Genomic DNA, 13,076 nt, shown 5'->3' on the forward strand with positions numbered 1-13,076 from the left:
TCTTAAGCGATGATAAGCACCGTTCTGGATAACCCCGTCGCGGTTCGGCGGGCGGCCATGGATCTGTTGGCCCGGCGCGAACATGGCCGTGTCGAGCTTGGGCGCAAGCTGCGTAAGCGTGGTGCTACGCAAGAATTGATCGACGCCGCGCTCGACCGGTTGACGGAAGAAGGGTTATTGTCCGAGGCGCGCTATCTGGAGAGTTTTGTCAGCTACCGGGCGCGCTCGGGCTATGGTCCGCTGCGTATTCGTGAAGAGCTGACCCAGCGTGGGTTGGCACGAGCCGATATCGAGCAGGCGTTACGTGACAGTGGCATTGATTGGCACGAGCAACTGAAGGATACCTGGCAGCGCAAGTATGCGGGCCGCTTGCCGAGCGACATGCGTGAGCGAGCGCAACAGGGGCGCTTTCTCAGTTACCGCGGTTACCCGTTGGACCTGATCGGCCGCTTGTTAAGCGGTTCGGACGAAGACTGATTTCCCCTTTAAGCCCGTTGCTTGCGCAACGGGTTTTCTTTTTTGTCCGTGGGTTGATGGTTGAAAGTGCCTGGAATACCTGATGACTGTTACTTACGACAAGTCCAGGTGCATGAGCAAGGCGTCGGGCCGGCCTAACGGACGCTTGCCCAGTTCTGCGGAACGTTGATGAAGTCCACCAGTTCGCGTAGGCGACCGTGGTCGCGAGCATTGAAATGGAATACCAGGCGAGTCATGTCGTGAAACTCGGGTTCGTCGTTTTCCGCTTCGCTTGCCGCTTGCTGTTGATAATTGCCGCTGAGACAAAGGTCGGCAAACTCCCGATCAAGGGTTTGCAGCGCTGCATCATTCAAGGGGCGATTCATGCGAATCAGCAGGTTGCCCTTGAGCCAGCGGGTTGAATGGAAATTCCGGTAGAAGCTGGCAATTTCATCACCTGCTTCTTCGGCGCTGTGTACCAGCCGCATCAACTGCATGTCGGTTGGCAGAATGTAGCGCCGCTCCTGCAATTCCTCCCGAATGAAACGCAGGGCCTCCTCCCAATAGCTGCTTCCCGGTTCGTCGAGCAGAACGATTGGCACCAGCGGGCTTTTGCCGGTCTGGATCAGCGTTAACACTTCCAGGGCTTCATCCAGTGTGCCGAAACCACCCGGGCACAGCACCAGCGCATCGGCCTCCTTGACGAAGAACAGTTTGCGCAGGAAGAAAAAGCGAAAGGACAGCAGGTTTGGGGTACCGCCCACGGTGCGGTTGGCATCCTGCTCGAAGGGCAGGGTGATGTTGAAGCCAAGGCTGTTGTTCAAGCCAGCGCCTTCGTGGGCCGCCGCCATGACGCCACCGCCTGCGCCGGTAATCACCATCATGTCGAGGCGTGACAACGTCTCACCCAGCTCGCGGGCGAGGCGATAGGTGGGGTGATCCTTGGGAGTGCGCGCGGAGCCGAATACGGTAACTTTGCGACGACGCTTGAACGGCTCCAGATTACTGAAGGCATGTTCCATTTCACGCAGGGTCTGCAGCATGATTTTCGCGTCCCAGCGATTGCGATCCGCCTGGGCCATGCGCACGACGGTGGTTAGCATTTCGTGATACAGCGGCGTGTTCGGGCTTTCAGACGGTGCGGCCAATGCGAGCAACTCGGCTATCTTGTTGCCGAGGTCTGCGCTGCTGGTTTGTACATGGCGAGATAGGTAGTCGTCTGCTTCGTAAGGCATTCAGTTTCTCCTGTCACAGGCGGGAGATCTTCGAACGAGGAAGCGCCCGACCTTGAGGAAAGTATGGTCGGGCTTTTGTGCTAGGCGGACAAATGATCCTTTGGTACGGCAGGTTTCAGGCGTGAAGCAGGTAACTACCCCGAGCATTCAAGCCACTGCATAACGGCCGATGGGGGCGAGCGTTATTGTCCGCAATCGCTTCGGGCGATGCGTTCGGTCGTAACCGGGCGATTTGTCTGGTATTCGCTGAACTCGTACCGCAACACCGCACCGCGTGCGAGCAGTTGGCGATAGCCAGGATTGCTGCACACGCTGGAGGCCAGTTGAGCACGAACGGTATCGGGGTTGCCGCGCATCTGTGCGGCATGGGCGGGCCGCACGCTGAGGTGATTGATCAGCTCATTGCCTTCTACGGTGTAGCCCTGGTCGAGAATGTCTTCATTGATTGCCCGTGGGGTGCCGACACTGCTTTCCCGCGCGACCTGCTCAAGGGCCTTGTTCAGCTCGAAATTCTTCAGCGAATCGGCTTGTGCGGCCAGAGGCAGACTCAGGGCCAGGGATAAAGCGGCGAGGCGTAGCATGGGGTTCTCCACGATGAGTTCGACATTTCAACAGCTATAGGGACAGGTATAGGCGATTCGGGTTCAGCAGGCTGCATCTTACGTGTGTGCTGGCAGGCGGGCATACCTTGATGACAAGCCGGCGGTTTCATTGCCGGTCTTTGTTAGACTGCCGCGCCTGTCACCTGCGGATCAAACATGCCCTTTATTCTCGTTGTGTGGTTTCGTTGATATGAGCCACGCCGTTGCACGATTGCGCGCCGCCCGTATCGCGCGCAGCGCAAAACCCTTCCTCGCGCGCGGCAGCAATGCGGTGCGTTGCCAGGCCTGTCGCCTTGCCGTCAGCCACTGCCTGTGCGCCTGGCGCCCGCGAATCGCGGCGCAATCGGGTGTGTGTTTGTTGATGCATGATGTTGAAGCGCTCAAGCCGAGCAATACCGGCTGGCTGATCGCCGATGTGCTGGCGGACACTTGCGCGTTCGGCTGGCAGCGCACCGTGGTCGAGCCCGGCCTGCCGGCGCTGCTCGACGACCCGCAATGGCAGCCTTACCTGGTGTTTCCTGGGGAGTATGTGGCACCCAAGCGGGTCGTCAGTTCGGTGGTGGTTGCGCCCGGCAAGCGGCCACTGTTCGTATTGCTTGATGCAACCTGGACGGAGGCCCGCAAGATGTTTCGCAAGAGCCCCTATCTCGACGCCTTGCCGGTACTCAGCCTGCAGCCGGAGCAGCTGTCACGTTATCGTTTGCGCCGTTCCAGTCGCGATGACCATCTGTGTACCGCCGAAGTGGCTGCGCTCTGCCTGGAGCTGGCCGGAGACCAGCTTGCCGCGGATGGCCTGAATGCCTACCTGGACGTGTTCAGCCAGCATTACCTGGCGGCCAAGGCACCCCGCGCGGTGGACCTGAGCGACCCGCTGCACCAGCGCCTGCGCGAGTTTCTTCCGGCCGACTAGCCTGGGCATCTGTATGCCGCGACAGGGCATCCACTGCGCTAGGGCAGTTTTTTCGGCCACAGCTGGGCCAGCAGCATGCCGCTGAACATCAATGCGCAGCCGACATAGCCACGTGTTTCCAGCGACTCACCCAGCAGCCAGGCCCCGGCAATCGCGGCAAACACTGCTTCCAGCGAGAGGATGATGGCGGCGTGGGAGGCGATGGCATGCTTTTGCGCCACTACCTGCAAGGTGAACCCTACAGCCACGCCGAACAGTCCGCCGTAAAGAATTGCCGGACCTGCCGCAACAATCGCGCCGAGCTGAATTTCTTCGAACAGCAGCGCAAGTATCAGGCTGATTACCGCGCAAGTGACGAACTGCACCACGGCCAGGCGTAACGGATCATGGCGCCGGGCGAAGATACCCACCATCAGCACATGGATGCCCCAGACCACCGCGCCGGCAAGCTGCAGCCAATCGCCAGAGGCAACCTGAAACCCTTCGCCAACGCTGAGCAGGAACATTCCGATCACCGCCAGCGATGCACCGAGCCAAATGCCCAGCCCGGTCTTCTGGCCGATGAACAGCCCGAGCAGCGGCACGATGATCACGTACAGGCCGGTGATGAAGCCGGAATTGGTCACGCTGGTGAAGAGCAGGCCGACCTGCTGCAGGTTGATCCCAAGCGCCAAGGCCAACCCCATCAGCCCGCCACCCAACAGCAGGTGCCGGTTCAGCGCCGGCATCGCAACGGCGGTGATCCGGCGTTCAAGCAGAGGTAGTAGTGGCAAGAGCACCAGTGCGGCCAGGCTGAAGCGCAGGCCGCTGTAGAGAAAGGGCCCGATCGAGTCCATTCCTAGGCGCTGGGCGACGAATGATGATCCCCAGATCATGGCCGTCAGCAGCATCAGCAGATCGGCACGCAATGCCTGGCTTCGCATAGCTACACTCTCTCCGGGCAAAGGCGCAGACTGTGCCGGAAAGCGCCACGCTTGACCACCCTGTCGCTGCTCGGCATGCTTGGCGCCGATTTAGGCGCATTTTCCCTTTATTGCTGCCCTTCGCGGAGTGTTCTGTCTTCCGCCGGGTTGGCCCGAAGCCTACTTATATAACAAGAACAGGATCTGCCATGGCCGCTTATGAAATCCTGATTGCCGACGATCATCCGCTGTTTCGTAGCGCGCTCCAGCAGGCGCTGACCCTGGGCCTAGGCCCTGAGGTTAGCCTGGTGGAGGCTGCGAGCATTGCAGAACTCGAAGCCTGCCTGGCCCAGAAAGCCGACTGGGACCTGGTCCTGCTCGATTTGAACATGCCTGGCGCCTACGGCTTTTCCGGCCTGGTCCTGCTCCGCGGCCAATATCCGCAGGTGCCGGTGGTGATGGTGTCTGCTCAGGAAGAGCCTTCCGTCGTGGCGCGTGCGCGGGAGTTTGGTGCCAGCGGCTTTATTCCCAAGTCCAGCCCGCTGGATGTCATCCAGAAAGCCGTACAAGTAGTGCTCGATGGTGATACCTGGTGGCCGCCGCAAACCCAGGAGGACGCCACCCTCTCGGCCGAGGCGAAGGCGGCCAGTGCCGGCCTTGCCAGCCTGACTCCGCAGCAGTTCCGCGTCCTGACGATGGTCTGCGATGGATTGCTGAACAAGCAGATCGCTTATGAACTCGGCGTGTCCGAGGCGACCGTCAAGGCGCATGTCACCGCGATTTTTCGCAAGCTCAGCGTGCGCACTCGCACCCAGGCCGCGCTGCTGTTGCAGCACCTGGAATCGATACCGAACCGCTGATACCCCTACTAAAACCTGGGCCGGCGCGGATGTCGTCGGCTTCTATTGCAGTGGTTCGTTCCCCTATGTCGCCATTCAAGGGCCATACCGGCCTTAAACGTATTTTCAATGCCACGGGTTATTCACTGGACGGTCTGCAGGCCGCCTTTACCGGCGAAGCGGCTTTTCGCCAGCTCGTGCTGCTCAATGTGGTGCTGATCCCGTTCGCGTTCTTTTTCGACGTCAGCCCGGTCGAGCGCGCGCTGATGATTGCGGTCTGTCTGTTGGCCCTGATCGTGGAACTGCTCAATTCCGCCGTCGAAGCGGCGATCGATCGCATATCGCTGGAGCTGCATCCGCTTTCGAAAAATGCCAAGGACATGGGCAGCGCGGCGCAGCTGGTTTCGCTGGTTCTGATCGGCAGCGTCTGGCTGACCATTCTGATCGGCTGACGGCTCCTCAGCGAATGATCGGCAGCACGATCTCGTCGCTGCGTCTGACGCCTGCGGTCAGTGCCCGGCACAGTTCGACGAACTCACGCATAGCCGCGGTCTGGTATTTCTGCTTGTGCCAGATGAAGTAGAACTGTCGACGCAGGTCCAGCGTCGGCGTTTCCACCGCCACCAGGCTGCCCCGGCGAAAGGCGTCGCGCAGCGCCAGGCGCGATATGCAGCCAATCCCGAGTCCCGACTCCACCGCGCGCTTGATCGCTTCGGTATGTTCCAGCTCGAGGCGGATGTTCAATGTGCTGGGATGGTGACGCATTGCCTGGTCGAAGGTCAGGCGGGTACCTGAGCCCTGTTCGCGAAGAATCCAGGCTTCCTGGGTGAGTTCCTCAAGCGTCGCCACGCCGCGTTGGGCCAGCGCATGCTGCGGCGCGCAGAACACCACCAGCTCATCCTCGACCCAGGGCAGCACCTCGATATCGGGATGTTGGCAGTCGCCCTCGATCAGGCCCAGGTCCAGCTCGTAATGGGCGATCTGCTGTACGACATAGGCGGTGTTGTGCACGGTGAGTTTCACCCGGCACTCCGGGTGGCGTTGCATGAAACTGCCGATCAGTAGCGTTGCCAGGTAGTTGCCAACCGTCAGGGTTGCGCCAACGCTGAGCGAGCCGAAACCGCTCTTGCCGCCGAGCAGGCGCTCGATTTCCTTGGCCTGATCGATCAGCGCCACGGCTTGTGGCAGCAGCTGACCGCCCAACGAGTTGAGCGCCAGGCGTTTGCCCACTCGATCAAATAGCTGGCAGTCGGTCTGGCGCTCCAGTTCGGTCAGTGAAGTACTGGTGGCCGATTGCGACAGCGAAAGCGACTGCGCCGCGCGGGAAACGCTTTCCTGCTGGGCCACGGCGACGAAAACCTGAAGTTGCCTAAGGGTAAATCGCATATCTATATAACCGATAATCTATATCTTAATAATCCACTTAACAGATATTCTGCGCCCCCCTAAAATGTCGCGCAACCCACCCATAGGGTGTTCGCGACTTTTCGAGGAAGCCAGCATGAGCAATTTGAACGTCGAGCGTGTGCTCAGCGTCCATCATTGGAACGACACCCTGTTCAGTTTCAAGACGACCCGCAACCCTGGGCTGCGGTTCGAGAACGGTCAGTTCGTGATGATCGGTCTGCAGCAGGACAATGGTCGTCCGCTGATGCGTGCCTACTCCATCGCCAGCCCGAACTACGAGGAGTACCTGGAGTTCTTCAGCATCAAGGTTCAGGACGGTCCGCTGACCTCGCAGCTGCAGCACCTCAAGCCAGGCGACGAGTTGATGGTCAGCCGCAAGCCCACCGGCACCTTGGTGCTGGATGACCTGCTGCCAGGCAAGCACCTGTACCTGCTCAGCACGGGCACGGGCCTGGCGCCGTTCATGAGCGTGATCCAGGACCCCGAGACCTACGAGCGTTACGAGAAGGTGGTGCTGGTTCACGGCGTTCGATACGTCAACGAGGTGGCGTATCGCGAGTTCATCACCAAGCATCTGCCGCGGAACGAGTTCTTCGGCGAGGCGTTGAAAAGTAAACTCATCTACTACCCGACTGTGACCCGGGAAGAGTTCGAAAACCAGGGGCGCCTGACCGATCTGATGCGCAGCGGCAAGCTGTTTCGCGACATCGGCCTGCCGCCGATCAATCCGCAGGATGACCGCGCGATGATCTGCGGCAGCCCGAGCATGCTCGACGAAACCAGCGAAGTGCTCGACAGCTTTGGCCTGAAGATCTCCGCACGCATGGGCGAGCCTGGTGATTACCTGATCGAGCGCGCCTTCGTCGAGAAGTAGCCGCGCCGGTTAACGAAAAGCTCGCCTATTGGCGAGCTTTTTTATTGGCCGCTCGGGCACGTCAGGCGCTTGCCTGTTGCACCTGGGCGTTAGCCTGGCTGGCAATCTGATAGCGGTTGCCGCCGTTTTTCTTCACCTGGTACATGGCCTTGTCGGCCTGGTTGAGCAACTGCTGCTCATCCGCGCCATGCTCGGGATAGAGCGCGATGCCGATGCTCGGCAGCGCCAGATGATGGTGACCGTTAAGGTCGAATGGTTCGTTGAGAGCCCTGCGGATTTTCTCGGCAACCAGAATGGCTTGTTCGCACGAGTGGAAATGCTCGACCAGCACCACGAATTCGTCGCCGGCGAAACGCGCGACGGTATCGGACTCACGGACGCATTGCCTGAGTCGCTGCGCGACCAGTTGCAGCAACAGGTCGCCGCTGGCATGGCCCAAGGTGTCGTTGACCTGCTTGAACTTGTCCAGGTCAAGAAACAGCAAGGACAACTGCGATTGCTCCCGGCGTGCGCGGGCCAGGGCATTGACCAGTCGATCATGGAACATTGCCCGGTTTGGCAGCTGGGTCAGCTGGTCGTACTGCGCCATGAACGTCAGGTGATTCATCATCTGCTGCCGTTCGATGGCTGCGGCCACCTGGGTCGAGACGAACTGCAGCAGCTCCTTGTCCTTGTCGGTGTAGGGCGCGCCAGCCGAGTAGCTTTGCACGATCAGCGCGCCGATGGTGCCCTGGTGCGAGTTGAGCGGCACGCCCAGCCAGTACAGGGAGTCGCACGCCATGCTGCGCAGGTGTTCCGGCAGCTTGGTCAGGGTTTCCGGGGACAGCAGCAGGGTTTGCCCGGTTTTGATGATCTCGGCGCCCAGCGTACTGGCGTCCAATTTGTGCGGGGCCGGGGCCTGATGATGCAGGTCGACGTGATAAGGAAAACTCAGTTCATCGGTTTTCCGATCGTAAAGCGCCACTGAGAAGTTCAGCGCGGGCAGCAGTTCGCCAACGATCAGGTGAATACGCTGGAACAGGGTCGGCAGGTTGGAAGCGGTCAGCGCCGCCTCGGAAATCGCATAGATGGCCGCCTGAATCGAGTCGTTGCGCTTGCGGTCACTGATGTCGTGGGCAACGGCGATGCGCAGTTGATCCTTATCGGACCAGCGTGCCGACCACATGATATGCACGGTCTCGCCGTTCTTGCGGATATAGCGATTCTCGAAGTTCGGCTTGTTGCTGCCGGACATGACTTCCCCGGCCGCCTGCAAGGTTCTGGCGCGGTCGTCGGGATGAACCATGTCGATCATGACTTTGCCGATCATTTCATCGGCGGTGTAGCCGAATATGCGTTCGCACGCGGCGCTGACGAAGACGAAGTGACCTTCCTTGTCGACCACGCAGATAGCGTCGAGCATCAGATCGACGATGTTGTTCAGCGGAGCAAGCGTGGTCTTTTTCATAGGTGTAGTACTTCATGACGCCGACGCGGTGCGGGCTGGCACAATGCTATTGCAGCGCGCCTAGGTAAACCTTAGCTGCAGACGGTGAATCGGGATACCACCTGGAGCAACAATAATTCCGCCATGCATCAGGTTATCGGCGGCCTTGCCGCGGCGTTTAGCCGGTCAAGATGGGATTGCCATCACCTCTAGCACGCGGATCTGCCCGGCATGGGCATAATGCCAGCGCACATCCACATCCCAGAAACGCGCACCGTAGCGGCGTTCCGGCAGAGGTATTTGATACGCCGGTCGCGGGTCCTGCGCCAGACACTGCTCGATCAGCTCGACCAAAGGTTCGCCCAGACGCAGGCCGTGCTCACGCGTCTGGGCCAGCGCCTCCGGTTGCCAGGTTACTTCAATCAATGGCGGTGCACCTGCAGCGATCCCGTTGAAAGCATCGGCGACGCTATCGGCGTAGGGCACGTAGGGTTTGATATCCAGCACTGGCGTGCCATCGAGCAGGTCGATACCCGATAGCCAGAGTCGACCGGCTTCGACCCGGTCCAGCTTGACCACCGACTGGCCAATGCCATTGGGCCTGTGGGTGGCGCGGGTGCTGAACACGCCGACCGACTGATTGCCGCCCAGGCGCGGAGGGCGCACCTTCAGGCGCGGCTTGTCTTCCAGGGTCTGGTGAAAGATGAACAGCAGCCAGACATGACTGACTTGCTCCAGCCCCTGTACCGCTTCGCCCGTGTCGAAGGGCGCCAGAAGCTCCAGCACGCCTCGCGCAGCGGGCGCAAGCTGCGGCTGGCGGGGAATGGCGAACTTCTCCTTGAAGCAGGAGCGAACGAAACCTATGGGCGAAACGGAGTAGGACATGGCGGCGCGGCCTGCTGAAAACGCCGCCATAGTACCTGACTCGCGCGCGTGGCTGACTAGAGGTGAAATCCACCGTCGATGGGAATGATCGCGCCGGTCATGTAAGCCCCCGCTGTGCTGGCCAGGCTTATCGCCAGTGCAGCCATCTCTTCCTCGCGACCCCAGCGTTTCATCGGGATCAATGCGGTGTCTTCGGCCATGGCGGCTTCATCGCCGGCAATATGCTGGGTCATCTTGCTTGGAAAGCGTCCCGGAGCGATGACGTTGACGTTGATGTGCTGGCCGACCAGCTCGCGGGCAAGCATGCGCGACAGCTGATGCAGCGCCGCCTTGCTCGGGCCGTAGGCATAGGCGTCTTCGCCGTGGGAAGTGATGCCTGCGACCGAGCCGATATTGATCACCCGCGCCGGACTGGCCGCGCTGCCGGCCTTGCGCAGCAGCGGCAGCAACTGCTGGATGCAGCTGAATACCGAGGTCACGTTGAGCTGCATGACCTTTTCCCAGCCTTTGACCGGATAGCTTTCCAGGGGCGCGCCCCAGGTGGTGCCGGCGTTGTTGACCAGGATATCCAGGCCCTCGATCTTTTCCGCCAACTGCGCGGCCAATACCTGCACGCCTTCTTCGCTGGCCAGATTGGCTGGCATGCCGTGGCAGGTACCGAACGCCGAGAGTTCGGCGGCGGTCTGGGCGCAGGCCTCGCCGTCACGGGCGCAGACGTAAACCGTCGCGCCAGCCTCGACAAACGCCTTGGCGATCATCTTGCCGATGCCGCGCGTACCGCCGGTAACCAGCGCAGTGCGGCCTTGAAGGGAAAAATAGGGATGCATGGCGAATCCTTTTCACGGATATGTGCCGCTACCCTAATCGGGCGAACCTCGTCTGGCAGTCATTATTGCGCTTGGAAATACGGCGCCATGCAGCAGGGGTTACGGTCCTGCATGTAGGCGCTATCTGATAGCGCCGGAGGACGAAAGGCTTAGACGCGTACGCGCGAGGTCAGGCCCTTGAGGAAGTTGCGTAGAAACTGGTCGCCACAGGTGCGGTAGTTGCTGTGGCCGAACTTGCGGAACAGCGCACTCATTTCCGGTTTGGAGACGGGGCAATCGACGCTGTTCATGATCGCGTGCATGTCGTCTTCCTTGAGTTCGAAGGCCACGCGCAGTTTCTTCAGCACCATGTTGTTGGTGATCGGCAGTTCAAAGGGTTGCGCCGGGCGACTGTCGTCCTTGCCGCGCTTGAAGTAGACGAGACCGTCGAGCACGTGCGCTATCAGCTCGTCGTCGCAGGCGAGAAAGCCGTCCTCGTCTTCTTTCTTGAGCATGGCGCTGAGGTCATCCAAGGCTACCTGTTTACCGCTGAGTTGAATGATCTCGGCCATCTGCGCGTCGTTGACATCGAGCATATAGCGCAGGCTGCGCAGCACATCGTTATTGAGCATGGGATTGTCCTGAAAGGGGTCGTCGCTGATACGCGTCGATCAAAAATTAAAAACGTTCTTTGGCAGCCAGGTAACGCCATTGGCCCGGCTGAACCTTGGCCATCGGCACTCCGCCGATGCGGATACGCTTCATGCCCAGCACCTTGAGGCCGACGCTGTTGCACATGAATACGATTTGTCCCGGCAGCGGGTTCTTCAAGGCGAAGCGCAGGCGGGTTTCGTTCTGCCAGCTGACCTTGCACGGCGGCAGAGCAGTGCCATTGAAGATCAGACCGTGGTTCAGGCGTTTCAACTCGCTGGGGCTCAAGGCGCCGATGACTTCGACGACATATTCTTGTTCCAGCTTGCTCACGTCTTCCTTGAGCTTGCGTTCGATGCGCCAATCCTGGGTCAGCACATGCAAGCCATCGGCACCAGCCTGCATGGGGATGCAGCTGGTCAGGCGAGCAAAATGACCTTTCAACGGGCGAATACCCGAGTGGTCGTCTGGCCACTGACTGGCCGGGCCGATGGATTCCACTGCTCGATCAGGAAAGTGTCCGGACGGCACGTGCAGCAACAGGGTGATGGGCTCAAGGGGCGTCAGTTGCGCATTTGGCAGCAATTCGACGCGCTGCTCGGCGACCTTGAACTGCGGCTCTTCCACCACCACGCCGTCGACCGTCACCCAGCCGCCCTCGATATACAACTCGGCCTCGCGGCGCGAGCAGCCGATCACTTCGATCAGGCGTTTGGACAGGCGAATCGGTTCGGTCATGGGAACAGTCATCGGCAAAAAAGGGGAGCCATTGTAACTGGCCGGACGGCTTGTGCGCGGGCCAATGGGCAAACGGCGAGGGAAAACCCAGTGTTCAACGGAAGGGTGCGCTATCTCTCGGCAGGAGAGGGGCGGTCGTGCAGTAGATCCTCGACGTACAGCATCCGCGTCAGCACCATCAAGGCTGCCGTGAGGGGCGCGGCGAGTATCACCCCGAGCCCGCCGGCAATCACGCCGAAAAGTACCTGCGAGGTGATGGTAAGCGCTGGCGGCAGGTTTACCATCCGCTGCTGCAGCAACGGTGTGAGGATGTAGCTCTCGATTGTCTGAATTGCGATGTAGAGTCCCAGCACCCAGAGCATCTTGTCCGGCCCGGCGAGCGACGCGAGCAGCAGCGCCGGAACCAGCGAGAGCAGCGGACCGATATTGGGAATGAAGGACAGCAGGCCGGCTATCAGACCCAGTACCAACGCCAGCTCGATGCCGATCAGCCACAGGCCGAGGCCGGAGCACACGCCAATCAGTAGCATTGCCAACAGTTTTGCGGAAAGCCAGGCCCGCAGCGTGCTGCCGGTGGTGGTCAGTACCTGAGCAATGCGCGCCCGTTTACCAATGGGGACCAGGCGCAGGGCACCGTCGATGTACAAGCGCGGGTTGATGGCGAGAAACAGACCGATAAACAACGCGATGACGATATTGGCCAGGGAGCCGAACACCGATGAGAACACACCGGTAATCTTGCTCAGTGCGCCGGAGCCTTGCGGCAAGTCCTGCAGTTTGTCGCGCTGCTCAAGCAGCGCGCCTAGCCAGCGGGAATCCTCTGTGCGTTCGCGCAGCCGTTCCCAGGCGCGAGGGAGTTGTTCACCGAGCGAGTCGAGCTGACTCGACACGTCAGCGGCCATAAATGCAATGCCGCCCACCACCACGGTGACCAGTGTGGTCATAGCGACAGCGAGGGCGGTTTTGTAAGGCAGGCCGGAGTAGTCGCTGATCAGCTGACCTGCACCATTGAAAAGTAAGGCCAGCAGGATGCCGGCAAATAACACCAGAAATACATCGGCAGCCAGCCACAGCACGACGAGAGCGACAGCTATCGCCGCAAACACGCTAGCCTGAATCAAGCTCTGCAGGGCAATCGCCCGAGGATCGTTATTCATCAGGCAAGTTTTGCCGTGAATAGCGCATCTGCAGAAAGTCCTGTGGCTGGCCTAAGTGCAGCAAATCAGAACACCAGCATGAACAGACCGATCACGACCAGCAGGCCGATAAGGAAGATGATGCCGATGGTGCTGCCGAGAAATTTCAGCATGGGAAGCTCCTTAATATCGTTGAGGTTCCCTATTAC

At 60.2% G+C, this 13,076-nt stretch carries 16 protein-coding genes; 5 read left to right on the forward strand and 11 right to left on the reverse strand.

From position 1 onward, the window contains the following. Positions 1-12 precede the first annotated feature (12 nt). Positions 13-477, forward strand: coding sequence for a recombination regulator RecX (gene recX / locus ACX0MV_RS14025; protein ID WP_458983207.1), 465 nt, complete (start codon positions 13-15; stop codon positions 475-477). A gap of 134 nt (positions 478-611) precedes the next feature. Here the strand turns inward: recX and ACX0MV_RS14030 are convergent, their stop codons facing one another. Beyond that, positions 612-1,691: an LOG family protein gene (locus ACX0MV_RS14030; protein ID WP_458983131.1), complete on the reverse strand. Its 1,080-nt coding sequence runs from the start codon at positions 1,689-1,691 to the stop codon at positions 612-614. A 182-nt stretch (positions 1,692-1,873) separates the two neighbouring features. Next, a complete protein-coding gene (locus ACX0MV_RS14035; RefSeq protein ID WP_458983132.1) occupies positions 1,874-2,272 on the reverse strand; it encodes a quorum-sensing-regulated virulence factor family protein in 399 nt (132 codons plus the stop codon). Between the two features lie 211 nt (positions 2,273-2,483). Here ACX0MV_RS14035 and ACX0MV_RS14040 point away from each other — a divergent pair, with 211 nt between their 5' ends. Further along, positions 2,484-3,203 (forward strand): tRNA-uridine aminocarboxypropyltransferase, encoded by a 720-nt coding sequence (locus ACX0MV_RS14040; RefSeq protein WP_458983133.1) that lies wholly within the window; start codon positions 2,484-2,486, stop codon positions 3,201-3,203. Positions 3,204-3,241: 38 nt separating this feature from the next. On the opposite strand, the gene ACX0MV_RS14045 is transcribed toward ACX0MV_RS14040, so the two are convergent. Next, positions 3,242-4,126 carry a DMT family transporter gene (locus ACX0MV_RS14045; protein ID WP_458983134.1) on the reverse strand — a complete coding sequence of 295 codons (885 nt, stop codon included), beginning with the start codon at positions 4,124-4,126 and terminating at the stop codon, positions 3,242-3,244. Between the two features lie 188 nt (positions 4,127-4,314). Here ACX0MV_RS14045 and erdR point away from each other — a divergent pair, with 188 nt between their 5' ends. Then, positions 4,315-4,965 (forward strand): response regulator transcription factor ErdR, encoded by a 651-nt coding sequence (erdR, locus tag ACX0MV_RS14050; protein WP_458983135.1) that lies wholly within the window; start codon positions 4,315-4,317, stop codon positions 4,963-4,965. Positions 4,966-5,030: 65 nt separating this feature from the next. Further along, the gene (locus ACX0MV_RS14055; RefSeq protein WP_458983136.1) at positions 5,031-5,396 is read left to right on the forward strand and encodes a diacylglycerol kinase; all 366 of its coding nucleotides are present in this window, start codon (positions 5,031-5,033) and stop codon (positions 5,394-5,396) included. A 7-nt stretch (positions 5,397-5,403) separates the two neighbouring features. Here ACX0MV_RS14055 and ACX0MV_RS14060 read toward each other — a convergent pair whose 3' ends face one another. After that, complete coding sequence (locus ACX0MV_RS14060) at positions 5,404-6,330, reverse strand: LysR family transcriptional regulator (RefSeq protein ID WP_458983137.1); 927 nt, start codon at positions 6,328-6,330, stop codon at positions 5,404-5,406. A gap of 115 nt (positions 6,331-6,445) precedes the next feature. Between ACX0MV_RS14060 and fpr the strand changes: the two genes are divergently transcribed. Next, entirely contained in the window at positions 6,446-7,225 is a 780-nt protein-coding gene (fpr, locus tag ACX0MV_RS14065; RefSeq protein ID WP_458983138.1) for a ferredoxin-NADP reductase, read from the forward strand. Positions 7,226-7,286: 61 nt separating this feature from the next. On the opposite strand, the gene ACX0MV_RS14070 is transcribed toward fpr, so the two are convergent. The 7 genes from ACX0MV_RS14070 to ACX0MV_RS14100 form a co-directional block, all read right to left on the reverse strand. Next, complete coding sequence (locus tag ACX0MV_RS14070; protein ID WP_458983139.1) at positions 7,287-8,672, reverse strand: sensor domain-containing protein; 1,386 nt, start codon at positions 8,670-8,672, stop codon at positions 7,287-7,289. Positions 8,673-8,837: 165 nt separating this feature from the next. Then, positions 8,838-9,536: a tRNA (N6-threonylcarbamoyladenosine(37)-N6)-methyltransferase TrmO gene (gene tsaA, locus ACX0MV_RS14075; RefSeq protein ID WP_458983140.1), complete on the reverse strand. Its 699-nt coding sequence runs from the start codon at positions 9,534-9,536 to the stop codon at positions 8,838-8,840. Between the two features lie 56 nt (positions 9,537-9,592). Next, positions 9,593-10,363, reverse strand: coding sequence for an SDR family oxidoreductase (locus ACX0MV_RS14080; protein ID WP_458983141.1), 771 nt, complete (start codon positions 10,361-10,363; stop codon positions 9,593-9,595). Between the two features lie 149 nt (positions 10,364-10,512). Further along, a complete protein-coding gene (locus ACX0MV_RS14085; RefSeq protein WP_458983142.1) occupies positions 10,513-10,974 on the reverse strand; it encodes a YehS family protein in 462 nt (153 codons plus the stop codon). Positions 10,975-11,020: 46 nt separating this feature from the next. Continuing rightward, positions 11,021-11,731 (reverse strand): rRNA pseudouridine synthase, encoded by a 711-nt coding sequence (locus tag ACX0MV_RS14090; protein ID WP_458983143.1) that lies wholly within the window; start codon positions 11,729-11,731, stop codon positions 11,021-11,023. 110 nt (positions 11,732-11,841) lie between these two features. Then, the gene (locus tag ACX0MV_RS14095) at positions 11,842-12,888 is read right to left on the reverse strand and encodes an AI-2E family transporter (protein WP_458983144.1); all 1,047 of its coding nucleotides are present in this window, start codon (positions 12,886-12,888) and stop codon (positions 11,842-11,844) included. 65 nt (positions 12,889-12,953) lie between these two features. Beyond that, the gene (locus tag ACX0MV_RS14100) at positions 12,954-13,040 is read right to left on the reverse strand and encodes a small membrane protein YohP (RefSeq protein ID WP_442963444.1); all 87 of its coding nucleotides are present in this window, start codon (positions 13,038-13,040) and stop codon (positions 12,954-12,956) included. Between the last annotated feature and the right edge of the window lie 36 nt (positions 13,041-13,076).

Source organism: Pseudomonas cistanchae (assembly GCF_054483635.1).